General features: G+C 47.9%; 24 protein-coding genes. 20 read left to right on the top strand and 4 right to left on the bottom strand.

What is annotated here, in order from left to right; genetic code table 11:
• The first annotated feature begins 5 nt into the window (after positions 1-5).
• From CI595_RS20195 to trmL, 8 genes are all read left to right on the top strand, one after another.
• A complete protein-coding gene (locus tag CI595_RS20195) occupies positions 6-233 on the top strand; it encodes a FeoA family protein (RefSeq protein ID WP_095175431.1) in 228 nt (75 codons plus the stop codon).
• A complete protein-coding gene (feoB, locus tag CI595_RS20190) occupies positions 230-2,218 on the top strand; it encodes a ferrous iron transport protein B (RefSeq protein WP_095175430.1) in 1,989 nt (662 codons plus the stop codon). Before CI595_RS20195 ends, feoB begins: the two co-directional genes overlap by 4 nt.
• A gap of 169 nt (positions 2,219-2,387) precedes the next feature.
• A complete protein-coding gene (locus CI595_RS20185; protein ID WP_095175429.1) occupies positions 2,388-2,555 on the top strand; it encodes a FeoB-associated Cys-rich membrane protein in 168 nt (55 codons plus the stop codon).
• Entirely contained in the window at positions 2,552-4,330 is a 1,779-nt protein-coding gene (locus CI595_RS20180; protein WP_095175428.1) for a B12-binding domain-containing radical SAM protein, read from the top strand. Before CI595_RS20185 ends, CI595_RS20180 begins: the two co-directional genes overlap by 4 nt.
• Positions 4,331-4,408: 78 nt before the next feature.
• A complete protein-coding gene (nth, locus tag CI595_RS20175; RefSeq protein ID WP_095175673.1) occupies positions 4,409-5,059 on the top strand; it encodes an endonuclease III in 651 nt (216 codons plus the stop codon).
• A 133-nt stretch (positions 5,060-5,192) separates the two neighbouring features.
• On the top strand, positions 5,193-5,903 hold the full coding sequence (locus CI595_RS20170; RefSeq protein WP_095175427.1) for a 3'-5' exonuclease: 711 nt from the start codon (positions 5,193-5,195) through the stop codon (positions 5,901-5,903).
• Between the two features lie 136 nt (positions 5,904-6,039).
• Positions 6,040-7,029 (top strand): AIR synthase family protein, encoded by a 990-nt coding sequence (locus CI595_RS20165; RefSeq protein ID WP_095175426.1) that lies wholly within the window; start codon positions 6,040-6,042, stop codon positions 7,027-7,029.
• 53 nt (positions 7,030-7,082) lie between these two features.
• Positions 7,083-7,583: a tRNA (uridine(34)/cytosine(34)/5-carboxymethylaminomethyluridine(34)-2'-O)-methyltransferase TrmL gene (trmL, locus tag CI595_RS20160; protein ID WP_095175425.1), complete on the top strand. Its 501-nt coding sequence runs from the start codon at positions 7,083-7,085 to the stop codon at positions 7,581-7,583.
• A 67-nt stretch (positions 7,584-7,650) separates the two neighbouring features.
• Here trmL and CI595_RS20155 read toward each other — a convergent pair whose 3' ends face one another.
• The 3 genes from CI595_RS20155 to CI595_RS20145 are packed head-to-tail and all read right to left on the bottom strand — an operon-like array spanning position 7,651 to position 12,169.
• Positions 7,651-9,072: a sensor histidine kinase gene (locus tag CI595_RS20155; RefSeq protein WP_095175424.1), complete on the bottom strand. Its 1,422-nt coding sequence runs from the start codon at positions 9,070-9,072 to the stop codon at positions 7,651-7,653.
• The gene (locus CI595_RS20150; RefSeq protein ID WP_018592951.1) at positions 9,069-9,773 is read right to left on the bottom strand and encodes a response regulator; all 705 of its coding nucleotides are present in this window, start codon (positions 9,771-9,773) and stop codon (positions 9,069-9,071) included. Before CI595_RS20150 ends, CI595_RS20155 begins: the two co-directional genes overlap by 4 nt.
• Positions 9,774-9,790: 17 nt before the next feature.
• Positions 9,791-12,169, bottom strand: a complete 2,379-nt coding sequence (locus tag CI595_RS20145) for an endonuclease MutS2 (RefSeq protein ID WP_095175672.1) — start codon at positions 12,167-12,169, stop codon at positions 9,791-9,793.
• Positions 12,170-12,701: 532 nt separating this feature from the next.
• Here CI595_RS20145 and CI595_RS20140 point away from each other — a divergent pair.
• The 11 genes from CI595_RS20140 (at position 12,702) to zwf (ending at position 23,544) form a co-directional block, all read left to right on the top strand.
• Positions 12,702-14,045: a S1C family serine protease gene (locus CI595_RS20140; RefSeq protein ID WP_187144051.1), complete on the top strand. Its 1,344-nt coding sequence runs from the start codon at positions 12,702-12,704 to the stop codon at positions 14,043-14,045.
• 75 nt (positions 14,046-14,120) lie between these two features.
• Positions 14,121-15,071, top strand: coding sequence for a 3'-5' exoribonuclease YhaM family protein (locus CI595_RS20135; RefSeq protein WP_095175423.1), 951 nt, complete (start codon positions 14,121-14,123; stop codon positions 15,069-15,071).
• Between the two features lie 235 nt (positions 15,072-15,306).
• Complete coding sequence (gene rlmD, locus CI595_RS20130) at positions 15,307-16,737, top strand: 23S rRNA (uracil(1939)-C(5))-methyltransferase RlmD (protein WP_243135222.1); 1,431 nt, start codon at positions 15,307-15,309, stop codon at positions 16,735-16,737.
• A gap of 65 nt (positions 16,738-16,802) precedes the next feature.
• On the top strand, positions 16,803-17,159 hold the full coding sequence (locus CI595_RS20125; protein WP_095175422.1) for a KilA-N domain-containing protein: 357 nt from the start codon (positions 16,803-16,805) through the stop codon (positions 17,157-17,159).
• Entirely contained in the window at positions 17,135-17,347 is a 213-nt protein-coding gene (locus tag CI595_RS20120) for a UPF0158 family protein (protein WP_243135221.1), read from the top strand. The genes CI595_RS20125 and CI595_RS20120 overlap by 25 nt, the downstream gene beginning before the upstream one ends.
• A gap of 109 nt (positions 17,348-17,456) precedes the next feature.
• A complete protein-coding gene (locus CI595_RS20115) occupies positions 17,457-18,167 on the top strand; it encodes a class I SAM-dependent methyltransferase (RefSeq protein ID WP_095175421.1) in 711 nt (236 codons plus the stop codon).
• A 194-nt stretch (positions 18,168-18,361) separates the two neighbouring features.
• Positions 18,362-18,718 (top strand): molecular chaperone Hsp90, encoded by a 357-nt coding sequence (locus CI595_RS20110; RefSeq protein WP_095175420.1) that lies wholly within the window; start codon positions 18,362-18,364, stop codon positions 18,716-18,718.
• Positions 18,719-18,961: 243 nt separating this feature from the next.
• Positions 18,962-19,660: a ribose-5-phosphate isomerase RpiA gene (rpiA, locus tag CI595_RS20105; RefSeq protein ID WP_095175419.1), complete on the top strand. Its 699-nt coding sequence runs from the start codon at positions 18,962-18,964 to the stop codon at positions 19,658-19,660.
• 25 nt (positions 19,661-19,685) lie between these two features.
• Entirely contained in the window at positions 19,686-20,657 is a 972-nt protein-coding gene (locus CI595_RS20100) for a beta-propeller fold lactonase family protein (RefSeq protein WP_095175418.1), read from the top strand.
• A 66-nt stretch (positions 20,658-20,723) separates the two neighbouring features.
• The gene (gene gndA, locus CI595_RS20095; protein ID WP_095175417.1) at positions 20,724-22,154 is read left to right on the top strand and encodes an NADP-dependent phosphogluconate dehydrogenase; all 1,431 of its coding nucleotides are present in this window, start codon (positions 20,724-20,726) and stop codon (positions 22,152-22,154) included.
• Positions 22,147-23,544, top strand: a complete 1,398-nt coding sequence (gene zwf, locus CI595_RS20090) for a glucose-6-phosphate dehydrogenase (protein WP_095175416.1) — start codon at positions 22,147-22,149, stop codon at positions 23,542-23,544. The genes gndA and zwf overlap by 8 nt, the downstream gene beginning before the upstream one ends.
• A gap of 20 nt (positions 23,545-23,564) precedes the next feature.
• On the opposite strand, the gene CI595_RS20085 is transcribed toward zwf, so the two are convergent.
• Complete coding sequence (locus CI595_RS20085; RefSeq protein WP_095175415.1) at positions 23,565-25,310, bottom strand: FUSC family protein; 1,746 nt, start codon at positions 25,308-25,310, stop codon at positions 23,565-23,567.
• A gap of 154 nt (positions 25,311-25,464) precedes the next feature.
• On the opposite strand from CI595_RS20085, the gene CI595_RS20080 reads away from it, so the two are divergent.
• Complete coding sequence (locus CI595_RS20080; RefSeq protein ID WP_095175414.1) at positions 25,465-25,911, top strand: MarR family winged helix-turn-helix transcriptional regulator; 447 nt, start codon at positions 25,465-25,467, stop codon at positions 25,909-25,911.
• Positions 25,912-25,953 lie beyond the last annotated feature (42 nt).

The raw sequence follows: 25,953 nt of genomic DNA, 5'->3' as shown, positions 1-25,953 counted from the left end.
AACAGATGAAGCTGAATCAGGCGGAAATATTGCAGAATTACCGCATAACCAGCGTTCAGGAGCAGGAAAAGATCCAGCGGCGCCTGGAGGCTCTGGGGATTCTGGAGGGGACAAAGGTAGTGGTCCTGAACAGAAAGAACAATGGTTCCACCATTATCAAGGTGAGAGGGACCAGATGGGCGCTTGGCAATGAGATCGCGGAGGGAATAGAAGTGGAGGAGCTTGGAGGATGAAAGAGGAAATTCGCGTAGGCTTTGCAGGCAATCCAAACTGCGGCAAGACCACTTTGTTTAACGCATATACAGGGGCAAACCTGAAGGTTGCCAACTGGCCGGGTGTCACGGTTGAGAAAAAAGAGGGGGAGACATCCTATAAAGGGCAGAAGATGAGGCTGATCGACCTGCCCGGCATTTACAGTCTCACCTCCTACTCCATGGAGGAGATGGTATCCCGGAAGGTTATTCTGGGCGGTGAGGTGGATGTGATCGTAAATGTTGTGGATGCCTCCGCTCTGGAAAGGAATCTGTATCTGACGCTGCAGCTTCTGGAGCTGGGGAAACCGGTCATCCTGGCACTTAACATGATGGATATTGTGGAGGAACGGGGAATGGAGCTGGACCTTCACAGACTTCCGGAAATGCTGGGCAATATTCCGGTGGTGCCTGTGTCTGCCAGAAAGAGGAGCGGCCTGGATGTACTTCTGCACGCAGTCAAGCATCATTATGAGGAGCCTGTGGCTGATCCGGTTGTCACATACAGTCCGGATATTGAGAGAAAGATCCTGGAAGTGTCCAAGCGTATTAAAGCGGAACATCCTGACAGTGAAAATATCCGCTGGCACAGTATAAAGATCCTGGAAAATGATGAGCAGATATTCAAGGAGCATCCCCTTGATGTGTCTGACCTGATGGACAAGGATTATGAAAAACAGATCATCAATCAGAAATATGAATATATAGAGTCAGTTCTGGAAGAGTGTGTTTTCTATAAGGGAAACAGGGAATCCCTGACAGAGAAAGCGGACAGGGTTCTGACCCATCCCGTCTGGGGCGTTCCGGTTTTCCTGGGGATTATGGCGATGGTGTTTTTTCTTACCTTTACGGTGGGGGACGCCGTCAAAGGATTGTTTGAATCCTGGATGGATCTGGCTTTTACCGTGGCAAGGAACACCCTGGAAAATCTGGGTACCGCGGATTGGCTTGTCTCCCTAATCGTGGACGGGATCATGACCGGTGTGGGTGGTATCCTGACCTTTCTGCCTAACATCTTTATCTTGTTTCTGGCTCTGGCCTTTTTGGAGGACAGCGGCTATATGGCGCGTGTGGCCTATGTTATGGACGGGATCATGGGAAGGGTGGGACTCTCCGGCAAGGCATTTCTTCCTATGGTGCTGGGATTTGGGTGTACGGTTCCTGCCGTCATGGCATCCCGGACGCTGGAAAACCAGGAGGACCGGAAGAAGACCATACTCCTGACACCGTTTATGTCTTGTTCGGCAAGGCTGCCCATTTACGTTCTGTTTGCGGATATGTTCTTCGGAAAGTATGCCATGATCGCTGCTTTTTCCCTCTATGCGCTGGGACTTCTCATGGCAATAGCCATAGCGCTGGTGATAGGAAAAGTGTGGAAGAGTGAAGAGAAAGCAACCCTTCTGATCGAACTTCCTGATTATAAAGTGCCGAATGCCAGGACGATCCGCATATATGTGTGGGAGAAGGTGAAGGATTATCTGACAAAAGCAGGTACAACCATTTTTGTTGCCTCCATTGTTATCTGGTTTATCCTGAATTACGGTATCCATGGCATGACCGCGGATGTGACACAGAGCTTTGGCGCCCAGATTGGAAAAGTGGTGGCACCGCTGCTAGTTCCTGCGGGTCTGGGTACATGGCAGATCGTGGTGGCACTGATCTCCGGTCTGTCTGCCAAAGAGGTGGTAATATCCAGTTTTTCCGTACTCTACGGCGTGAACAATGTAAACTCCGTGCAGGGTATGGCAGTGCTCAGCGCTTCTCTGGGTACTGTGGGATTCGGTGCACTGAATGCCTACTCCCTGATGGTATTCTGTCTGCTGTATACACCGTGTGTGGCAACACTGGCCACTATCAAGAGGGAAACAAGGTCCTGGGCCTGGACTTTAAAAATGGTGTTGTTCCAGCTCATACTGGCATACGCGGCATCTGTGCTGGTTTTCCAGGTGGGAAGTCTGTTTCTGTAGTCTCCTGGTATGCCGTCGGTCAGAAACCATAGCAGCGGTGCTGCAGCTATGGTTTCTGGCCGGATGGCGTACCTGTGACAATCGTGTAAGAATCAATTATAGTGGGGGTGCTGTATCGGGCTTCGCAGGGAGCTTTTGGGTGCGGCACCTCCTTTGAATAGGAGGAAATATGGCAGTTACCATTATACTTGCTGCTGCGGTGGCAGCCTATGCCGGGTTTGTGATCCGAAAAAAGGTGAAAGATATAAAAAAAGGAAAATTCTGCAGCTGCAGCGGCAGCTGTGCGGACTGCGGCAGAGGCTGCGGGGGGCAGAAAAAGAAGGTGGATGAGTCATGAAGATCATGCTTATGGCAGTGAATGCCAAATATATACATTCTAATCTGGCGGTATACAGCCTGCAGTCTTATGCGGCCGGGCATGGGATCCGGACAGATATTGCAGAGTATACCATTAATCAGCAGAAGGATGAGATCCTGCGGGGAGTATACAGGCAGAAGCCGGATGTACTTTGTGTATCCTGCTATATCTGGAATATTTCCTATGTAAAAGAGCTTATGGGGGATGTGAAAAAGATTCTGCCGGATACGGATATCTGGGTGGGCGGACCGGAGGTTTCTTTTGATGCGGAGACGTTTTTAAAGGGCTGTCCCTGGGCCTGCGGTGTTATGTGCGGGGAGGGGGAGGAGACTTTCCTGGAACTGGCCTCCCATTATGTGCAGCAGACAGGGAGCTTGGAAGACATTCAGGGGATCGTTTTCAGACAGGGCGAAGACATGATAAAGACAGACCAAAGGCCCATTATGGATATGGACAAACTGGTATTTCCCTATGGGGATATGTCCTTGTTCTCCCATAAGATCATCTACTATGAGAGCAGCCGTGGCTGTCCCTTTTCCTGCAGCTACTGCCTGTCCTCCATTGACAAAAAACTGCGGTTCCGCAGCCTGGACCTGGTGCTTGATGAACTGCAGTTTTTTCTGGATCAAAGGGTGCCCCAGGTGAAATTTGTGGACCGCACATTCAACTGCAAAAAAGAACACGCCATGGCTGTCTGGACATATCTCAGGGATCATGACAACGGGGTAACGAACTTTCATTTTGAGATTGCCGCTGATTTATTGACAGAGGAAGAGATCAGTCTGATCGCTACCATGCGGCCGGGGCTGATCCAGCTTGAGATCGGGGTGCAGTCCACCAATGAAAAGACCATCCGGGAAATACGGAGAAAGACCAGTTTTGATAAAATTGAGGAGACCGTAAAGAAAGTACAGAAGGGGCAGAATGTACATCAGCATCTGGATCTGATCGCGGGACTTCCTTTTGAGGATTACGAAAGCTTCTGTCATTCCTTTGATCAGGTTTACAGCCTCAGGCCCCAGCAGCTTCAGCTTGGGTTTCTGAAGGTATTAAAAGGCTCTTATATGTATGAGAGGGCAGAGGCGTACGGATGTGTCTATCAGGAGACAGAACCCTATGAAGTCCTGAGGACTGAATGGATTTCCTATGGGGATATTTTGAAATTAAAAGGCGTGGAGGAGATGGTGGAGGTTTATTATAACAGCAGCCAGTTTATCCGCACAGTGACAGCTATGGAAGAGCTGTTTGCAGATGCCTTTTCCATGTATGAGGCTCTGGCAGCGTTTTATGATGAAAAGGGATACCGGGGGATCTCCCACACGCGTATCCGGAGGTATGAAATCCTTCTGGAATATCTGGAGGAGAGGCAGCAGGCGGATATGGCGTATTTCCGGGAACTGATGCTGTTTGACCTGTATGCCAGGGAAAACCTGAAGACCAGGCCTGCCTGGGCATGTGACATGGCACCCTATAAGAAAAAAGTAATGGAGTTCTACAAAAAAGAGGAGGAAGCCCCGGTTCTCCTTGGGGACTACAAAGGATATCAGGCCAGACAGACCATGAAAATGACCCATCTGGAAGTTTTCCACTACGATATAATGCGCGTTAGTGAGAAGCGTGCCGGCATTGTGCGAACAGCGGATGGCCAACATGCATTGCCTGCAAGAGGGGAGTTTCCGGTGCTTTTTGATTACCGGAAGCGGAACCCGCTGACTTATGATGCCGCCATGTACGCGGCTGACCTGCAGCTGTAGATGGGAACCGGGCCAGGCATGGACAGCAGCGGTAAATGTTTTGCCGGGAAACGGATTATAAAAATAAAGGAGATGACCATGACAAAAAGGACAAAAGAGATACTTGATAAACTGGATGAAGTCTATACAACAGAATATAAATGTTATCTGAACCATGAAAATCCGGGCCAGCTTCTGATCGCTACCATGTTAAGCGCCCAGTGTACAGATGCCAGGGTTAATATAGTGACAAAGGATTTATTTAAAAAGTACCCGGATATGCAGGCATTTGCCCATGCGGATTTAAAGGAGCTGGAGCAGGATATTAAGCCCACGGGATTCTATCACAACAAGGCAAAGAATATTATAGGATGTGCGCAGATGGTCTGTGAAAAATACGGCGGTGAGGTGCCGAGCACCCTGGAGGAGCTGACACTGCTTCCGGGCGTGGGGCGTAAGACTGCCAATGTCATCCGGGGAAATATATTTCATGAGCCCAGTGTTGTGGTGGATACCCATGTAAAGCGGATCTCCAAACGCCTGGGATTCACAAAAGAGGAGGACCCTGAAAAGATTGAGATGGATCTTATGAAGGTTCTGCCAAAGGAACACTGGATCCTCTATAATATACAGATCATCACCTTTGGACGGCAGATCTGCTTTGCCAGAAGTCCGAAATGTGAGGAATGTTTTTTGACAGATTACTGTAAAGAGTATAAAGAACGACAAAAAAAGAAAAGGAAAAAGTAACGGATCAGCAGGCCCGGAGTTACTGTTCACTGGGTGAAGGCATCTGAACGTAACGGTTCAGTTTGTCTGAACTGTTACATGTGAACAGCAACGGTACGGACACTTACCGAGCAGTTACAGGGGAATTAAGGATATGGATGCATATATAGCTCTGGACCTGGAGACTACGGGATTGTCACCAAAATCAGACAGGATCCTGGAAATAGGCGCTGTCAGGGTGGTGAATGGAATTGTGGAGGAAAGATGCAGCACACTCATTGATCCAAGGATGGAGATTCCGGAAAAGGTCACAGAACTGACGGGAATCACCCAGGATATGGTGGCGGGGATGCCGGAAATAAAAGATGTGGTGGCAGGTCTTGTTGCGTTCTGCGGTGATCTGCCGCTTCTGGGCCATAATATTATGTTTGACTACAGGTTTGTAAAGCACAGTGCAGTCAACAGCGGCCTCACTTTTGAGGCGGAGGGAATGGATACTCTGAAAATTTCCAGAGCGCTGCTTGCAGACCTTCCGAGCCGCAGCCTGCAGAGCCTCCGCTTACACTATGGGATCCCCCAGGAGAATGCCCACAGGGCACTGGACGATGCACTGACAACACACCTTCTGTATCAAAGGCTGAAACGTGAGTACGGTGAAGACAATGCAGAGCTGTTTACACCCAAAAAACTGAATTACAGAGTAAAAAAGCAGGGACCTGCCACACAGGCACAAAAACGCCACTTGCAGGAATTAGTAAAATATCATAGAATAGAGCTTAGCATGGATGTGGAGAGCCTGACTAAAAATGAAGCCTCCAGACTGATAGATACGATCTTAGGGTCTTATGGAAAGATTAAGAGGTGAAATGACAATGATGAATATGAACAATAAAAAAGTGAAACGCGTGGTTGCAGGTATTGTGGCAGGGATTCTGGTCCTGGCTATGGTCCTTCCCATGGCATTGTCCTTTTTAAACTGACAGACAGAGAGGACAGGGAACATGAAGATAGGAAAATTACCGGAACCGGTGCTGATCCGTTCCGTTTTAAAAGAAGTACAGCATAGAAGGCCGGAGGTCCTGGTCGGACCGGCAGTGGGACAGGACTGTGCGGTTTTGGAGCCGGCAAAAGGAGATGTGCTGGTATTCTCCTCTGACCCCATCACCGGGACCGTGAAGGATATCGGAAGCCACAGCGTGCATATCACAGCCAATGACCTGGCTGCTTCCGGGGCAGAGCCTCTGGGGATCATGGTGACGATACTTTTGACACCGGAGACAGAGGAAGCACAGTTAAAAGAGATGATGCGGGGGCTGGAGGCAGCCTGTGAACAGTTGAATATTGAGGTTATGGGAGGGCACACGGAGATCACAGATGTGGTGAAGCAGCCTCTCATTTCCATAACAGGTGTGGGCAGGATTCCCAAAGAAGAAGTTTTGACCACCTCTGCGGCAAAGCCCGGCCAGGATGTTGTCATAACAAAATGGATCGGACTGGAAGGTACTTCCATTGCCGCAAAAGAGAAAGAGGAAACTCTGTTGGAGCGTTTTGCCCCTTCTTTTGTGGAGACGGCGAAAAGGTTTGACCAGTATCTCTCCGTGGTACCCGAGGCCAGAGTGGCAAAAGCCTGGGGTGTTTCTGCCATGCATGACATTACGGAGGGCGGTGTGTTCGGTGCGCTCTGGGAGATGGGAAGCGGTTCCGGCACGGGTCTTGATATTGATCTGAAGAAGATACCCATCCGGCAGGAGACGGTGGAGGTGTGTGAGGTGCTGGGGCTGAACCCTTATATCCTCATGTCCAGCGGCTCTATGCTCATAACCACGGATGACGGGTTTGGTCTGGTCAGAAAGCTGGGGCAGGCGGGCATTCATGCGGCAGTGGTGGGAAAAGTCACGGACAGCAATGATAGGATCCTGAGAAATGGTGAGGATACCAGATATCTGGATAAACCCCAGAGTGACGAGCTTTATAAAATATATCTTGGTTAAAGATCCGCAGGCGGACCGGAAAGCGTCCGGGCGGAAAAAGAGGCGAAGCAATTATGGCAAAACTTAACATTGTACTTTTCGAGCCGGAGATTCCGGCAAATACAGGAAATATCGGGAGAACCTGTGTGGCCACAGGCACCAGACTGCATTTGATCGAGCCTTTGGGCTTCATGCTGAATGAAAAGGCGATCAAACGCGCAGGGATGGACTACTGGAAGGACCTGGATGTGACCACCTACATTAATTATGAGGATTTTCTGGAGCGCAATCCGGGGGCAAAAATATATATGGCAACAACAAAAGGCCCTCAGACTTATGTGGATGTCCGGTATGAGGAGGACTGTTACATTATGTTCGGCAAAGAGAGTGCCGGGATTCCTGAGGAGATCCTTCTGGAAAACCAGGAGACAGCCATCCGTATCCCTATGATCGGAAATATCCGTTCTCTGAATCTGGCTAATTCCGTGGCTATCGTACTCTATGAGGCGCTGCGGCAGAATCATTTTGACCATATGCAGATGGAGGGACATCTGACCAAATACGATTGGAAATAATAGAAGGCACAAAAATAACAGGCAGCCAAAATCAGTATGATCCACTGTATTTGGCTGCCTGTTGTTTTTAGTTTTTGTTTTCGGTGCCTTTAGAAAGCGTGAAGATAAATTCCGTTCCCACGCCCTCTGTGCTTATGACATTGATATGCTGGTTATGAGAATTGATGATCTCCTTGACAATAGATAGTCCAAGTCCGGTGCCTTTTCTGTCCTTGCCTCTTGAGGGGTCGGTTTTGTAGAAGCGGTCCCAGATTTTCGGAAGGCTGCTCTTGGGGATACCGCAGCCCGAGTCCTTTACGGAGACAAATACAGTCTCATGTTTTATGGTGGTCTCCACCTTGATGACGGAATCTGCGGGACTGAATTTGATGGCATTGTCAATGAGGTTATAAAGGACCTGCTGGATCTTGCCCATGTCTGCGGAAACATACAGGGTCTGGCCTGTGAGCAGCAGTTCAATGGAAATGCGCTTTTCCCGGCAGGTGCCCTCAAAGGCGGCAGCAGTGGTCTTGATGGTATTGTTGATATCAAAGTTCGTATAGTCCAGCATCCTGCCCTTTTCATCCATGTCATTCAGGGTGAGAAGACTCTGGGTCAATTTGTAGAGGCGGTCTGTCTCGTACACCACAATGTTCAGATACTTGGTCTGCAGTTCAGGGGGGATCGTGCCGTCCAGGATGGCCTCTGTATAGCCTTTGATGGAAGTCAGAGGGGAGCGGAAGTCATGGGAAACATTGGAGACGAATTTCCGCTGGTATTCTCCTGTCTTGTCAAGCTCATCAGACATATAATTCAGAGTCAGGGCAAGATAGCCCATCTCATCCCTGGTGTAAACCGGGATATTGTGTTTCAGGTTACCTGAGGCGAACTGGTCCGCTCCCGCAATGATCTTCTTCAGGGGACGATAGACCATGAAGGAAAATACAGCCAGCATTAAAAGCATGACCAGAAAAATGATCAGGATCAGAATGTAAATAATATTCATGACATCATTTTCCTGCTCCTGCAGAATGGACATGGGCAGATGCATGGCAACATAGCCCTGAATGGACATTTTCCAGGTGACAGGCACCATGACGCTGAGATGGTCCTCCTCAAACTGGCTGTAAAAGCTGCCGATCTGGTAATAGGAGCCGCTGGAATGTCCGGGGTTAAAATGCTCTATGATCTTTTTCTCCTCCGCGGAAAAATCATCGGAGGTATTCAGAAGGATCTCACCCTTGGGACTGATGAGCCAGATCTCCGCATCCTGATAGATGGACAGGGTTTTCAGATTCATGGCCACACTGTCCAGGGAGGCCTGTTCCTGATAATATTTGGAGGCTCTGTTTTCCGCTATGGAGGCAGCTTCCCGGTATAAATCTCCGCTGTAGACATCTTCCAGGTGGCTTTCCACCATGGAGGGGCCTATCATGGAAACTGCGAAGAATCCCATAAACCCCAGGATCAGGAAGAAGGCCACAAACTTGATATAAAGCGATTTTTTCATCCGTTTTTGACCTCGAATTTATAGCCAATACCCCATACGGTGCTGATCGACCAGGCGGGGTGGTCCTTTATTTTTTCTCTCAGACGTTTGATATGTACGTCCACGGTCCTTGTGTCACCGATATATTCATATCCCCAGATGTGGTCCAAAAGCTGTTCCCTTGTGAAGACCTGATTGGGGGAAGCAGCCAGAAAGTAGAGAAGCTCCAGTTCCTTTGGCGGCATATCCACCTGTTTTCCGTAGTACACAACAGAATAGTTGGTCAGATTGATGGCCAGGTCCGGATATTCCACGTATTTTCCTGAAGGCTGGTTTCCGGGAGCTACGGTGGGCTGGTAGCGGCGGAGGACGGCTTTCACCCTTGCCACCAGTTCCTTAGAGTCAAAAGGCTTGATCATATAATCATCCGCGCCCAGCTCCAGTCCCAGCACCTTGTCAAAAATCTCCCCTTTGGCGGAGAGCATGATGATGGGAACATTGGATTTGTGGCGGATCTCCCTGCAGACCTGATAGCCGTCCATACCCGGCAGCATCAGATCCAGTAAAATGAGGTTGGGGCCAAAGGAGGCGAAGGCCTTCAGAGCCTCCTCCCCGTCATTGACGATCATGGTGTCAAAGCATTCTTTGGTGAGGTACAGAGAGATAAGCTCTGCTATATTGTTGTCATCATCAACGATCAGTATTTTCTGTTTCGCAGCCATTATATACCCCCTATGGTTTATTTCTTGAATTCTACTATGGTGACTCCGGCATCCCCTTCGCCGAATTCAGCCAGATGATAGTCTTTTACATATTTCAGGCGTTTTAAGTAATTGTGGATTCCCTTTCTCAGGGCGCCTGTGCCCTTTCCATGGACTACGCGGACACTGTTTAAGTGCGCCAGATATGCGTCATCCAGGTATTTGTCCAGCTCTGCCACAGCCTCATCCACGGTTTTGCCCAGCAGATTGATCTCTGTGCTGACAGAGGCGGATTTGTTCATTTTTATCTTGCCGGCCCCTGTTTTGGAAAGTGCCGGGCCTGTGATGACCGGTTCGTCCAGAAGCTGCAGGTCCGAAATGTGTACCTTGGAGCGCAGGATGCCCATTTGTACAAAGAGCATTCCTTTGGCATCGGGTTTGGAGCTTACGGTCCCTTTTACATTCATACTCAGTACCTTGATGGAGTCGCCCAAAGATAAATCCTGGGGGCGGAGTGTGGATGTTTTTTTAGGAGGTGTTTTAAGGGCAACCTTTTTGCCTGCGGAATCCATTTTTTTGCGCAGTTCGGAACGTCTCTGCTCCAATTCTTTGGCGGAGAGGGTTTCTTTGCCGGCCTTGTTGAATACTTTCATGGTCTGGTCTGCGTACTCCTTGGCCTCCCGCAGTACACGGTGTGCTTCCTCGTTGGCCTGGGCAAGGATCCGTTCTTTACGCTGTTCCAGTTTGTCCTGTTTTTCTTCAAGCTGTGCCTTCAGGGCTTTGATCTCTTCTTTGTAGGAAGCGATCTCCTCCCGTTCCGTTTCAATTGTTATGCGGCTCTGCTCCAGGCTGGTCAGTACATCTTCAAAGGATTCATCCTCCTGGCTGATCTGCTCTTTGGCGCGGTCAATAATATGTTCCGGCAGCCCAAGCTTGCCGGAAATGGCAAAGGCATTACTCTTTCCGGGAATACCTATGAGCAGACGGTATGTGGGACGCAGGGTCTCCACGTCAAATTCACAGGATGCGTTCTCAACACCGGGGGTGGAGAGGGCATAGACCTTCAGCTCACTGTAATGGGTAGTTGCCATAACACGCACACCCCGCTCATGCAGGGAGGAGAGGATGGCAATCGCCAGAGCAGCGCCCTCTGTGGGGTCTGTTCCGGCACCCAGCTCGTCAAAGAGCACCAGGGAATCTTTGTCCGCTTTTTCAATGAAGCGTACCACATTGGTCATGTGGGAGGAGAAGGTACTGAGACTTTGTTCAATGCTCTGCTCATCACCGATATCTGCGTAGACTTCCTTAAAAACGCTGAGGCGGGAGTTGTCAAAGGCCGGTATGTGAAGGCCGGACTGTCCCATGAGGGTCAAAAGCCCAACTGTTTTTAAAGATACGGTCTTGCCGCCTGTGTTGGGACCTGTGACTACCAGCAGGTCAAAGGATTCGCCCAGGCGCACGTCAATGGGTACTACCTGGTGCTTTTCAATTAGCGGATGGCGGGCTTTTTTTATGTCAATGATCCCATCCCGGTTGAAGACAGGTTCTGAGGCGTTCTGGGATTTCGCCAGCAGGGCGCGGGCAAAGATGAAATCCAGTTCCACCATGACTTTCAGGTTGTCACCGATAAGTTCCAGATTTTCGGCAGCTAATTCGCTTAAGTTTGACAGCACGATCTCTATTTCCTGCTGTTCCTTGATCTCCAGTTCCCGCAGGTCATTGTTTAATTTTACTACAGCCATCGGTTCTACAAAAATAGTGGAGCCGGTGGAGGACTGGTCATGGATCATACCGGGTACCTGGCCTTTGTGCTCTGCTTTTACAGGGATACAGTAGCGGCCATTCCGCATGGTGATCACCGCATCCTGCAGATAAGAGCGGGAGCCGCCGTTCACAATGGAAGTAAGCTGGCTGTGTATCTTGTCGTTGGCGTTTTTCATGGAGCGCCGTACCTGGCGGAGTCCCGGGCTTGCGTCGTCGGCAATCTCCTCCTCGGAGAGGATACAGCGCCTTATCTCTGCAGACAGGGGAGTCAGGGGTTGAAGTACCTCAAACATGCTGTCCAGGGAGTCTGTACGGTCATCCTCGTTTTCCTTTCTGGAGTACGCTTTTGCCCGGTTTGTATTTTCCAGCAGGGAGCAGACAGCCAGTAGTTCACCGGCGCCCAGGGTACTTCCCACTTCCAGGCGCTTTAAGGAGCCGCGAACGTCCTTTACCCCGCCGAAAGAAAGGCTGCCCTTCTGATAGACCCGGGCCAGGGCATCTGCAGTTTCCTGCTGCATCACTTCAATTTTTCCGATCTCATCCAGCGGAGCCAGTTCCCGGCACAGGGCCTTTCCCATGGAACATGTGGCAAAGCTCTCCAGTTGTTCTATGATTTTGTGATACTCAAGAGTTTTTAATGCTTTTTCATTCATAAATTTCACCTTTTTCAGTATATCATTGATATGTCCGGTTCTGTGATGGCATACTATGACCATGATACAGATATGTTACTATTCACAGCCCTGCAAAAAACGCAGTTCTGTAAACAGTAACACGCTTCGCGATGCACAGATATGGAGCATGCTGCCCCATATCGCGCTGGCTGCCTCGGGATTTTCATGCGCAAGCGCATAAAAACGCCTCGCGGGACAACAGCCGTGAATAGTAACACAGATATTCTTATTCTAACGCAAAATTGCCGGAAAGGAAAGGTGCATTTTATGAGTAGGAGAAATAATTTTCTCCTTCTTCACAAATTGTTCATATCTGTCTGATAAAATAGTTAAAAGTTATTGTAACTGTTCAGTACCTTCACAGTTACAAGCAAAAATCCATGCAGAATCGCCTTTGACGATGGGATTTTTGCCTGGCTGTTGAACTTTTTACGGTCAGCGCAGTAAATGTGCAGATCTGCTGTATAGTTACAAATTATTGCATCTTTTACAGAGCGGCAGGAGATGTGTTATGGATGATGAAAAAAAAGAAGATTTAAGGCACGAGGACGAAAAGCAGGAACAGGACAGTATAACAGATAATTATGAGTTTCTGAAAGAGACAATCAAAGAGCGCCCTATTGATAAAAAAAAGCTGGCCAGGCACGCCGGCTTTCTTGCAGCCGGTGGCGTTCTTTTCGGACTTGTGGCTGCGCTGACATTTGCTTATGTGGAACCCAAGATAGAGAAAAACATGCAGCGCAAAGAGGTTCCTTATGTAAATATTCCTGGGGATGAAGAACCCGGGACACAGGAGGAGCAGTCTTCAGAAGACAACGGGCAGGAAGAACCGCAGACAGGGGACAATACCGGGGAGGACAGCCAGACAGCCCAGGCGGAACCCAGGGAGATCACGCTGGATGATTACGAGAACCTGTATACGGAGATCCTGAAGCAGGCGGAGGAACCTAAGAAAGCCATGGTGACTGTGATCGGCAGCAAAAAGGACGAGGACTGGTTTCAAACGCCTTATGAGAACCAGATATCAGGTCTGATCGTGGCAGATAACGGGCAGGAGATGTTTATACTCACAGAGTATAGGATCGTGGAGAATGTGGACCGGATCCAAGTGGTATTTTGTGACGGAAGCATGGTGGATGCCAGATTCCAAAAGGCGGATAAGAATACAGGTTTTACTATCCTGAAGGTTCCCGTGACCGATATCCCGGCGGAGACAAAGGAAAGAATCATAACCGCACCTCTGGGAAATTCCTACGGATTAAATCAGGGTGAACCTGTTATTGCAATTGGAAGCCCGATGGGGTATAGTGATTCTATAGCTTATGGAGTGGTGACTTCTACCACCAATTCTGTGTCAAAAGTGGATGCGGAGTACGGTATCCTCACGACGGATATTGTGGGGAGCGGAGACGGAAGCGGTATTCTGGTCAATCTCAAAGGAGAGGTTGTGGGTGTGATTGCCCAGTCCTTTGCCAAGGCTGATACAAAAAATATCATTACCGGTTTGTCCATTTCCCAGACGAAGGATCTGATCGAAAATCTGTCCAACAATAAGGATATTATCTATATGGGAATCACAGGCCAGACCATCACCACAGAGATTTCCGAGAAGAAAGGCATTCCCAAAGGCGTCTTTGTGGAAGGCGTGGAGGTGGATTCACCGGCTATGCAGGCCGATATCCGGAATGCGGATGTGATCGTGGAGGTCAACAAAGAAAAGGTGGAGACAGTAAAAGGCTATCAGCAGCAGCTTAAGTCCTGCAAAGCCGGATCTGTCATAGAAGTCAAGGCAATGCGCCAGGGAACAGAAGGCTATGTGGAGGTCACTTTTGAAGTGACTCTGGGGGCATTATAAAAAGAAAGGATTCTGTGTGAAACAGACACACAGAACCGGCGGCGGAGCGCATTTTACCGCGCCGGTGGTTGAAATATGAGATTTATCAATGAACTGCACGAAGGCGAAAAGTTAGCGGGGATCTATCTGTGCAAACATAAGCAGCCGGCAGTCACAAAAAACGGAAAACCCTACGAAAACGTGATTTTACAGGACAAGACAGGCACCATTGACGCCAAGATATGGGATCCCAATTCTCTTGGGATTGATGATTTCGGTACACTGGACTATGTGGATGTTGTGGGTGATGTCACCAGCTTCCAGGGCGCTCTGCAGGTGAGCATCAAGCGCGCCCGCAAGGCATCGGAGGGAGAGTATGAACCGGGAAATTATCTTCCGGTCAGCGACAAAAGCGTGGACGCCATGTATGGGGAACTCCTGAATTTTGTAAGCCAAGTGAAGAATATCTATCTTTCCCGTCTCCTGCACAGCTTTTTTGCGGAGGATGAGGCGTTTATCAAGGCGTTCAAGGGCAATTCCGCTGCCAAGACCGTGCATCATGGATTTATCGGTGGGCTTTTGGAGCACACGCTGAGTGTAGTGAAACTTTGCAGTTATTACTGCAGTACATATCCGATTCTGAATGAGGACCTGCTGATTGCAGCGGCAATGCTCCATGATATCGGCAAGACAAAAGAACTCAGCCCGTTTCCCATGAACGATTATACGGATGACGGACAGCTTTTGGGACATATTATGATCGGGGCGGAAATGATCCATGATAAGGCCCGCGAAATCCCGGGATTTCCGGAGAGGCTGGAGAGTGAGCTGAAGCATTGTATACTGGCCCACCACGGTGAACTGGAATACGGGTCACCCAAGAAACCTGCCCTTGCAGAGGCAATGGCACTGAATCTTGCGGACAATACGGATGCCAAGATGGAGACGCTGACGGAAATCTTCCGCGCAGCTGGAGATAGTAAGGAATGGCTGGGTTATAATCGGCTGTTTGAGTCAAATTTGAGAAAGACCGGATGTGAAGAGTAAGGGGAAGAGAATATTTTCTGACCTGGTGAGGCAGCCGGGCAGATTGTAATTATCTGCCCGGCAATCATTATAAGGGGAGCGGCAGAATGCCATTAGGCAGAAGCCACTCCCTTTTTGGGCTGGAGTGGGTTTGAAAATTGTTTTTGGCAAGAGGTGCGTGACACTATGTCGGAACAAAGATTCAGACACGCTCTGATACAGGCAGTGGAATTTATCCGGATGGAAGGAAGCAGAGATGGAATTTAAGAAGAATGATATTGTCACAGTAAAAATAGAAGATATGAGCCATGACGGTTCCGGAATCGGTAAAGCCGACGGGTATACGCTTTTTATTAAAGACGCGGTGATCGGGGATGAAGTGGAAGCAAAGATCATGAAGACAAAAAAGAATTATGGATTTGCCCGTCTCATAAATGTACTTGTCCCGTCCCCTGACCGGACTGAACCCAAATGTCCAAAGGCCAGGGCATGCGGCGGATGCCAGCTTCAGTTTCTCAGCTATGAAAAACAGCTGGAATTCAAAAAAAATAAGGTGGATGGAAATCTGCGCCATATCGGGGGATTTCAGGATTTTGCCATTGAAAAGGTAATGGGTATGAAGGAGCCGTGGCGTTACAGAAATAAGGCGCAGTTTCCCTTTGGGAAAGATAAGGACGGCAAGATCATCACAGGGTTTTATGCCGGCAGGACCCATGCCATTATTCCAAACAGGAATTGTTATCTGGGGGTAAAAGAAAATGAGGAGATACTGAATCTTATCATTGCATACATGGAAGAGAACCACGTGGAGCCGTACAATGAGGAGACAGGGAAAGGCCTTGTCCGTCATGCGCTGATCCGTTATGGTTTTACTACAAAAGAAATTATGGTATGTCTGATCATCAATGGGGAGCGCCTTCCGAAAAAGGAGAGGTTGATCGAAAAGCTTACAAAGGTTCAGGGAATGACAAGTATTACGGCAAATGTGAATAAAAAGCGGAGCAATGTGATCTTAGGGGACAAGATTATTCCGCTGTGGGGGCAGGAATATATCACGGATTATATCGGTAATGTAAAATATCAGATCTCCCCCCTTTCTTTTTACCAGGTCAATCCCGTGCAGACAGTGAAACTGTATGAGACGGCACTGGAATATGCAGGCCTTACGGGGAACGAGACAGTCTGGGATCTGTACTGCGGTATTGGAACCATCTCTTTGTTTTTGGCGCAGAGGGCAAAGCAGGTGTATGGTGTTGAGATAGTACCTGCTGCTATAGAGGATGCCAAGAAGAATGCAGAGCTGAATGGGATAGAGAATGCGGCGTTTTATGTGGGCAAGGCGGAGGAGGTTCTGCCAAAGAAATACAAGGAAGAAGGCATCTGTGCCGATGTGATTGTGGTTGACCCGCCCAGAAAAGGGTGCGATGAGGAACTGCTGTCAACTATGCTGGACATGAAACCCGAGAGGATTGTGTATGTGAGCTGCGATTCCTCTACACTGGCAAGGGATTTGAAGATTTTGTGCGGTGAGGGGTATGCGTTGGAGAGGGTGGCAGTTTGTGATATGTTTCCGGCTGGAGTGCATGTGGAAACCATTGTACTTTTGTCCCACAAATCACCAGATAGCCATATCAACGTGAAGATTGAATTTGGAGAAGGTGATGGGAAAGTACCTTTAGATCAGTAGAAATTTCTTAAAGGGAAAGAGAATAAGGAATTACAAAACATTATGGTGTAATTGTAGGAGTTACAATGGGAAAAATAATTAAAGATACAATTCATGCAAATGGGATAGATATTGGAATTTATACGCAGGATTTTGAAAATGAATTCATTTCATTGACGGATATTGCCCGGTATAAAAGTGATGATCCAACGGCGGTTATTCAAAATTGGATGAGAAATCGGGATGTAATAGAATTTCTGGGATTATGGGAAAGGCTTCATAATCCAGATTTTAAACCCCTCGAATTCGAGGGGGTTAAAAAGCAGGCAGGAGCGAATGCGTTTACATTGTCACCAAAGAAACGGATAGAAGCGACAGATGCTATTGGCATCGTTTTGAAATTCACAAATACCATATCATGGAAGAATTTATCTGGACTTTAAAAGGTGAAAAGGCGGATAAACTGGAATGTGCCATACGGGGGCGGGGAGCATTCAGGAGATTTAAGGATAAGGTAGATAGAATGGGAATATCACAGCAGTGGTATGATTTTCAGGCAGAATGTTACAGGAAACTGGCGATCCAGTGGTGCCGGGAGCATGGGTTAGAGTATGCGGAGGGGAGTATGTGAAGATTAGGTTTGTGGAAAAATCAGACATTGAAACACTTTCTTTATAGGATAAGCACATCCGGGTAACAGAATTAGAGTTCGCCCCCGGAATCAACAGCTGCCGAAGGAGATGAAAAACATAAACAGTCATTTAAAAGCAATAGCGCAGTCCTATGACAGAGCAATTGAATTAGGAAGAAATGGTATCGATTCATACAATAATTTACCGGAATATCTAAAGAAGGATCCGGATTACATTAATTTTCAAACAGCAAGAGAAAACGGTTTAGATTCAGACAGCGGGCGTATAGAAATCAAAGCATTTCTGTCACCAGCAGTAAATGCAAGATTCGTTGATTTAGGGTGTTGTCTGAATCTAATGTTTAATGGGTATGATCAATGGCCATCCACCTATTATGGGGTTGACATAAGTACCGAAACAATAAAGCTTCTCAGGGAGTTTTCCGAAAAGAAGAGACTCCGTGTAGGTATGCTGCACTGCGGAAGTATACATGAGACACCTTTTGAGGACAATTATTTCCATATAGGGGCCTGTATAGGTGTTCTGGAATATTATGAAAAAGCATTTGTCAGGGAAGTTCTTATAGAAATCCATAGGATACTGAAGCCTTATAGTAAATTTGTTCTGGATATTCCTGATCATGCAGGGAAAATGCGCCATTTTATGAATTTGGTTGAGACTTCTATGGGCAGGCCTGATAAATTTGACATGTCCACGAAGGAATTTGAAGTAATTCTCCTTGATTTCTTTGAAATAGAAAAGAGAGAAAAGATAGATGCTGTCTCCATGGTGCAATATTTTTTGAAGCGCAAAGCTTGATCTTCTCTCAAAAAGCAGCTTTTTACAAACCATAGGCGGTAAAAAGTTCCGGATATGGAAAATGTAACAGGCTGTTGTTTTTTGCACCCGTGCGGCAGAGTATAAAATAAAAATTAAATATCCCCCATATCTTCTAATTGCATCCCCTTTATGGTAAAATATAGATATTCCAAAAGAAAGAAGGTATGTCAATTATGGAAAAAGAAGTATTAGATTTTGTAGTTGAGAAAACGCATGATTTAATGAATGCGGCATCATGCAGCAGTGAGGCAAAAACAGCAGCTCAGGCTTGGCTGGATGCTGTTGGGACGGAAAATGAGGCAGAAGAAACCAAAAAATACATAGCTGAGCTGGAAGCGGATATTATGCCCATTGACGGTTTGATCGCTTTTGCAGAATCGGATGCCGGTGCACAGGTCTTCGGAGCTGATGTTGCGAAAAATGTTGCAGCACACGCAAAGGAGATCAAGGCAGCCGGAGCAAAATACTGTGACTGCCCGGCATGTGCAGCCGCAGAAGCAATTCTCGAAAAGAAAGACTGCCTTATTTAATTCTTGACAATAGAAAGCCCGCAGAGCGTGCTTTCTGTCGTTGCCAAAACGAAATTGACAGCCAGAACGTTTTACAGAGCACCCGTCAGAGATGATTGGTGCTCTGTTTATTTTATTCCCGAAATACATTGACAAACAAAACTGTAACAATTATAATTACATTAATACAACATAGTAACCTCCCATGTAAAAGCAAAAGAGTGAGATTCATCCATTTGGGGAATAACAAAAAGGGGTGGGAAAATGAACAGGAAAAAAGAGCAGCAAAAACAACAGGCAGCCCAAACCGCAGCAAATTACATCAAAGAAGGCATGACAATCGGACTTGGTTCCGGTACCACTGCCCATTATCTGATCCGGGAAGCAGGGAAAAAATATGCACAGGGACTTCATTTTTACGGAATCGCCACATCAAGGGAATCGGAACAACTGGCAGCATCACTGGGAATACCACTTCTTGGACCCAAGCAGGCAGGGAAGATTCACCTGGCGATTGACGGTGTGGATGAAATAGACAGGGATTTCAGAGCAGTCAAAGGCGGCGGCGGTGCGCTTTTGAGGGAAAAGATCATTGCATCCCGGGCAGATGATGTGATCTGGATCATGGATGAGAGCAAACTGGTAGAACACCTGGGAACCTTTCCATTCCCTGTTGAGACAGTACCTTTCGGTATGCCGTTTGTAAAGCTTAGGATCAGGGAGATGGGGGAAGTCTCTGTCCTGCGCGTGAGGAACGGGTCACCCTATCTTACAGACAGCGGGAACCATATTCTGGATATACAGTTTGCACAGGATGCGGATATTCCTGCAGCAGCGGAGAGGATCCGTAAAATGCCGGGGGTTGTGGAGACCGGGTATTTTGGACAGATGTGCAGCCGTATTGTGGCAGGCACTTCTTCCGGAGTCAAAGTCATGGAAAACCCGCATAGAGTGATAGAGTAAGAAAAACGGTCAGGAGGCGCAGGTCATGGGAAAAATAAATGGATTTATCGGCACATATGCATCTGAAAACAGTAATGGCGTATACCGGTTTACATTTGACACAGTCAGCGGGTCTTTAGGAAAACCGGAGTTATTCTATGAAGCAAAAGATGCAAAATGGATATCCCTGTATAAAAATATCATGGCAGTACCTGTGGCAAAACATGCATGGGCCGGCACCTGCCTTTTAGATATATCGGACGGAAAGGCTGAATTTCTGGGAGAAGTTCTGACGGAAAAACATACGCCCTGCTATATCCTTCAGGATGAGACGTATGTATATACCGCCAACTATCACGAAGGCCTGGTCATGATATATGAGAAAAGGCCGGGACAGAGGGAAGCGCTCTGCCCTGTGAAAAAGATCGTCACAGCGCCCGGGGCAGGCTGCCACCAGATCCTGTTTCACGGTCCGCTTATGCTGGTTCCCTGCCTGACGCTGGATCGTATTCTGTGTTTTGACAGAACCCGGAATTTTGAAAAAACCGGGGAACTGCTTTTTCCGGAAAACAGTGGCCCCAGGCATGGAATATTTAACCTGGCCCACAGTAAATTCTGGGTTGTCAGCGAGTGGAGCAATGAAGTTTATTACTTTGCAGTAAAAGAAGACAAGTTTCAGCTCAAGGAGACATTTCCGCTTCTGCAGAGGGAGGAAGGGGCAGCCGCGGCTGTCCGTTTATCCGGTGACGAACGCTTTCTGTACATTTCCCTGCGGGGAGCAGACCAGATCGCAGTATTGGCAGCGGAGGGAGAACATTTAAAACTGGTGGAGCGTGTATCCAGCCAGGGGGAACATCCCCGGGACTTTATACTCAGCAGTGACGGGCAATTTGTGTTGACCGTAAACAGGAGCCGGGGCGGGCTTGTCAGTATGAAAAGAGACCTTAACAGCGGAAAGATCGTGAAGATAACAGGACAGACAGATATTCCCCAGGGAGTATCTGTGATACTGGTGTAACTTCCGGCAGATAACCCGGTGTTTCGCCGGGAGTGGCGCGGAAATGAATGAAAAAGGAGGCAGATCATGCAGAAAACAGATATAGGAATCATAGGCCTGGCAGTGATGGGCAGAAGTCTGGCATTAAATATGGCGGACCATGGGTTTAAAGTAGGAGGGTACAACAGGAGCAAAGAGGTGACAGACACGGTCATGAGAGAGCATCCCCATAAAAATCTCATACCATTTTATACCTTGGAGGAATTGGTGGAATCCCAGGAACACCCCAGAAAATTCATGATGATGGTGAAAGCCGGAAATCCGGTAGATGCAGTGATCGCCCAACTGGAACCGCTTCTGGATGAGGGGGATATTCTTATTGACGGGGGAAATTCTTTCTTTGAAGATACCAGAAGGCGCACAGAGGCGCTTGCACAAAAAGGGATTCATTACTTTGGCGTGGGAGTTTCCGGCGGAGAAAAAGGAGCGCGGTTCGGCCCGTCCATTATGCCGGGTGGAAATGAACAGGCCTATAAGGCTGTGGCACCTATACTGGAGGCGATCGCAGCAAAGGCACAGGGAGAGCCGTGCTGTGCATACATGGGACCTGACGGGGCGGGACATTATGTGAAAATGGTGCACAACGGGATTGAGTACGCGGACATGCAGCTCATCGCAGAGTCTTACCTGCTGTTAAAATACGCGGGTGGATTTACCAATGAGGAACTGGCTGATGAGTTTTCCAAATGGAATCAGGGTGAACTGAAAAGCTTTCTCATCGGCATAACGGCCGGGATCTTCAGTGAGGCGGATGATTTTGAGGAGGGCAGGCTGGTGGACCATATTGTGGACAGTGCAGGGCAGAAAGGCACCGGAAGGTGGACAAGTCTGGAATCCCTGAAACAGGGGGTAAATGTTTCCATGATAACGGCTGCCTGCAATGCCAGGATCATGTCAAACCGCCTGGAGGAGCGCACAGCAGCGAAAAAAGTCATAAAGGGACCAAAAACCATGGAGGGGACACGGAAAACACCTGTGCAGAAAGAGACCTTTGCAGACCTTGTGAGGGAAGGTCTTTACGCGGCGAAGATCGTAGCTTACGCCCAGGGATTTGACCTGTTGTCCCATGCCTCCACTGAATATGGATGGGATCTTGACTTTGGCAGGATCGCAGCCATATTCCGGGCCGGCTGTATTATTCAGGCAGAGTTTCTCAACGACATCACCAGAGCATTTGAGAAGAATCCCAAACTGACCAACCTGATCCTGGACGGATTTTTCCTGGACAAGATCAATAAAAACCAGGAGAGCCTGCGCAGCATCTTATCCTGCGGCATTTTGTCAGGGATTCCCATGCCAGCCATGAGCCAGGCCGCAGCCTATCTGGATGCCTTCAGAGGAATGCCCGTGGGGGCCAATCTGATTCAGGCACAGAGGGATTGTTTTGGTGCCCACACCTATGAGCGGGTTGACAGGCACGGCACCTTCCATCATGAATGGGGGCAGGGATATGAATAAAAAACTCACATTTACCATATTCGGAGGCACCGGTGACCTGACTTTCCGGAAACTGCTTCCGGCGCTCTACAATATGTCCGTGACGAGCAAAAGGGAATCTGTGGGACAGGTGATCATCATCGGCAGAAGAGATTATACCAGTGAGCAGTACCGGGTCATCGCCAGGGACTGGGTGGAAAAATTTGCCCGGCTGCCGTACACGGAAAAAGATTATGACAGGATGGCAGCAGGCATTTTCTACTATAAGATGGATTTTACGGATGAAAAAGCCTATACACAGCTCAACGAGTTTTACGAAGAGATGGAGGCAGAAAGCCATATATTCTATTTTGCGGTTGCCCCCAGATTTTTTTCTTCCATTGTGACAGGACTGGCCCATGTGGAACATGCCTGCCATGGAAAAGTGGTTCTGGAGAAGCCTTTTGGTGAAAATCTGACAGCGGCAAAAGAGCTGAATGAGAAGATGGAAAGCTTTTTCCAACCGGATAACATTTACCGGATCGACCACTACCTGGGGAAGGAAATGGTGCGGAATATACAGACCATACGGTTTGCCAATCCTATTTTTTCGGGGGTCTGGGATGCGGAACACATTGAGTGTATACAGATATCAGCCCTGGAGGAGGTTGGGGTGGAGACAAGAGGCGGATATTATGACCACAGCGGGGCCATGAAAGATATGGTGCAGAACCATCTGTTTCAGATCCTTTCCATAGTGGCGATGGAACAGCCGGGGGATCTGATGCTTGCTGGTGAAGAGATGCACAGGGAACAGATTCGTGTCCTGTCTTCCCTGCATACGCCTGAGGATATTGAGGACAGCCTCGTCCTGGGACAGTATAGAGGCTACAGGGAAGAAAAAGCAGTGGCGGAGGATTCCCTGACGGAAAGTTATGCAGCCATGAAGGTTTTCCTTGACAATGACAGGTGGAAAGGTATGCCTTTTTATATCCGGACAGGGAAAAAGCTGGGTCACCGTGAAATGCAGGTACTTGTGGTATTTAAACCTGCAGCCCCTCATGTGCAGTCCAATATATTGAATATTAAGATACAGCCCACAGAAGGGGTCTATCTGCAGTTTAATATTAAAAGACCGGGTGAGGAAGATGAGATTGCCCAGGCAAAAATGGACTTCTGCCAGAGCTGTTCTTTTATTAACCAGATGAACACACCGGAGGCATATGAGCGGCTTTTGGGAGCCTGCGTCAGAGGAGAACGGTTCTGGTTCTCCCAGTGGGACCAGATTGAGGCCAGTTGGAAATATGTAGACGAGATCCGCAAGAGATATCATGACAGGAAGCTTCCGGTCTATGCGTATGAACCGGGGAGCTATGGTCCCTATGCCGCAGAAAAGATGCTGGAAAAAGCAGGGGACCACTGGCTGGATTGAAGATTATGTGTAAAGGCGGACTATTTTAGATGTCCGCCTTCAAACACAGGGGCATTTGCCCGTCCCGCTATGAGTTTTCGGTGGGCTTTCCGTATTTTTTCCTGATATGTGGTCAGAAGTGCGGGGAACTCTTCCCAGGCATCCAAATCCGCGTTTTGAGAAAGTTTTTCCTCCAGCAGATAAGCCTGTATGACCAGATGATAATAAAGCTGGGTGTCCATGGAATCGGAGAGGCAGATCCTGTCAAGGAGCTCTGTGACGGATCTATATTTTTTCCAGAGCTGTCTTGTGGCTTTGGCACGGTTGTAAGGGAAAATCACGCAGTTTGCCAGATAAGCGGCTGCAGCCCCCACAAAAATATAGCCAAGTCTGATCAGGAACATACTGCCCACAGCCTGGAAACCGAAACGGTTCATAAAGACAGCTCCTCCCAGCGCACCTATGGTGGAACAAGTAAAAGTCTCCCTGTAATCCGTAAAGTAAAAGGAAAGGTATCCGGAAAGCATCATGGCAGCCGTCCGTCCCGCCGGAGACGGGATCAGAGAGTAGATCACAACAGATAAGATCCCGCCGGCTATGGTTGCGGCGATACGTTTTTTCATTTTTGAAGGCACATCGTCCGCATAGGGCAGAGAGACGGATGCCAGGGTGAAGAGCAGCCATCTCCCATGGGGAAGACCGAGAAACTGCACAAGCAGGGTGGCGCAGGATAAGAGCAGTGCGGTACGAAACGCATAGATGGCTCTCACAGGGCTTAGATCAAGCGCTGCCTGAATACGCACCTTTAAGGAGATGGCTGTTTTCCTGTAATGGGTCTTGTTCTGGGGGTCAGTCATGTGCAGAAGTCTGTCCTGGGTATACAACAGTGTATTATAAAACAGACGGGCTGTTTTTTCGCTTTGAACAGCGGAAAAGTCAGGTAAAGCAATAGGCGGAAGTTCCGCGATTTCCATATGGAGGAAAGAGCGGAAAGAGGCCAGATAGTCAGAAGTTTTTGCAAGAAGGGCAGTTTCCTGTTCAGAAAGTTTATCAGGTAGTTCATGGACCAGCAGCAGCAGATGTTCCAGTCCACGTCCTGCGGCCACCATGGAGAAACTTGCATCTGAAATACACAGTACTTTTTTTCTGCGCTCATATACCGTTCTGCCAAGCCGGCAGAGTTTCCGGTGTATGTCCGGGGGATTCGGCTCCTCCGCTGTCTCATCCATCCGATGGGAGATAAGAAGACATATATCATCAATCATTTCAGTCAGTACATCTCTGGCAGTTTCCACCACTCTTTTTCTTCCCATTATCCATTGATAAAGCATAATGGATACGGCACCTGCCGCCATACCCAGCATTCTTTTGGGGAGCTGCTGTGCGTTTACAGGTGAAATAAATACAAGAAATAAATATGACAAGATATATGGAAAATATATGTGACTGGAATATTCATATGTAAATGCATACAAAATCACCGATAATGTGATAAAATTAATGACAAAGGACAGAGGGGCGGGAAGTGTGCTGACCCAGAATGCAGCAAGTGCCATCCAGATCAGAACCATGGCCTGAATGCAAAGATGCCGAAAAGGTGTGGCAGTCAGATCGCGTACCATGGAGGCAGACATCATAATGGTAAAGATAACACCCACGATGGAATTTTCGGCGCCGAAGAGGATCTGAAATACATTCACATAGAAAATGATAAAAATAAAACTCAGTGTACTGAATCGGAAGTTATCCTTTATCACATCCGGTATGCTCCATTTATTTTTTTGCATGTAGAACGGCATCTCCTTTTCTGTTTCTTTTGGATTAAAACCCATATGTTTTATAATGAGTCTGTTATTGTTAAATAAATATGATAGTCATATTTTGTTTACCAATTTATCAGCATAACACCTTTCAATATATTTGTCAACGGGGAGAAAAAAGATGAAGGATGTAAAAGTTTCGGAAGAGTTTGTACAAAATTTACTTTTGGTTATGCCAAACTGGCATTCTAAGCTGGTAAAACCGTTTAAGGATACACTAAACCGGGAGATGAGCCTGGAGACATATTATTGTCTGGAGACGGTGAAGCAGTGCGGCACTGTGACCATGACAAGGATTGCCCGGGAACTGAAAGTGCCCAAGCAGCAAGTTACAAAATTGATTGATAAGCTGAGTGAATATGAGTTTGTGGAGCGTGTGAGCAATGAAAAAGACAGAAGGACGGTCTGGATTCAGCTCACCCCCAAGGCATCGGCCTATCTGGATGAGTATTATCTGAAAAACAAAGTCTTTATTCAGATGCTGGAGGAACAGCTCACAGAGGAAGAACTGCGGCAGTTGAACGGGGCGGCCAAAACACTCAGTGAGATACTTCCAAAGCTGAAATAGAGGCATTTCCCCTGTATGCACCTGCCGGTTGCCCAATTATAC

It is taken from the genome of Blautia hominis (genome assembly GCA_002270465.1).
In the GTDB taxonomy this organism is placed as follows: Bacteria; Bacillota; Clostridia; order Lachnospirales; family Lachnospiraceae; genus Blautia; species Blautia hominis.
This window is presented reverse-complemented; position numbering and strand designations above follow the sequence as displayed.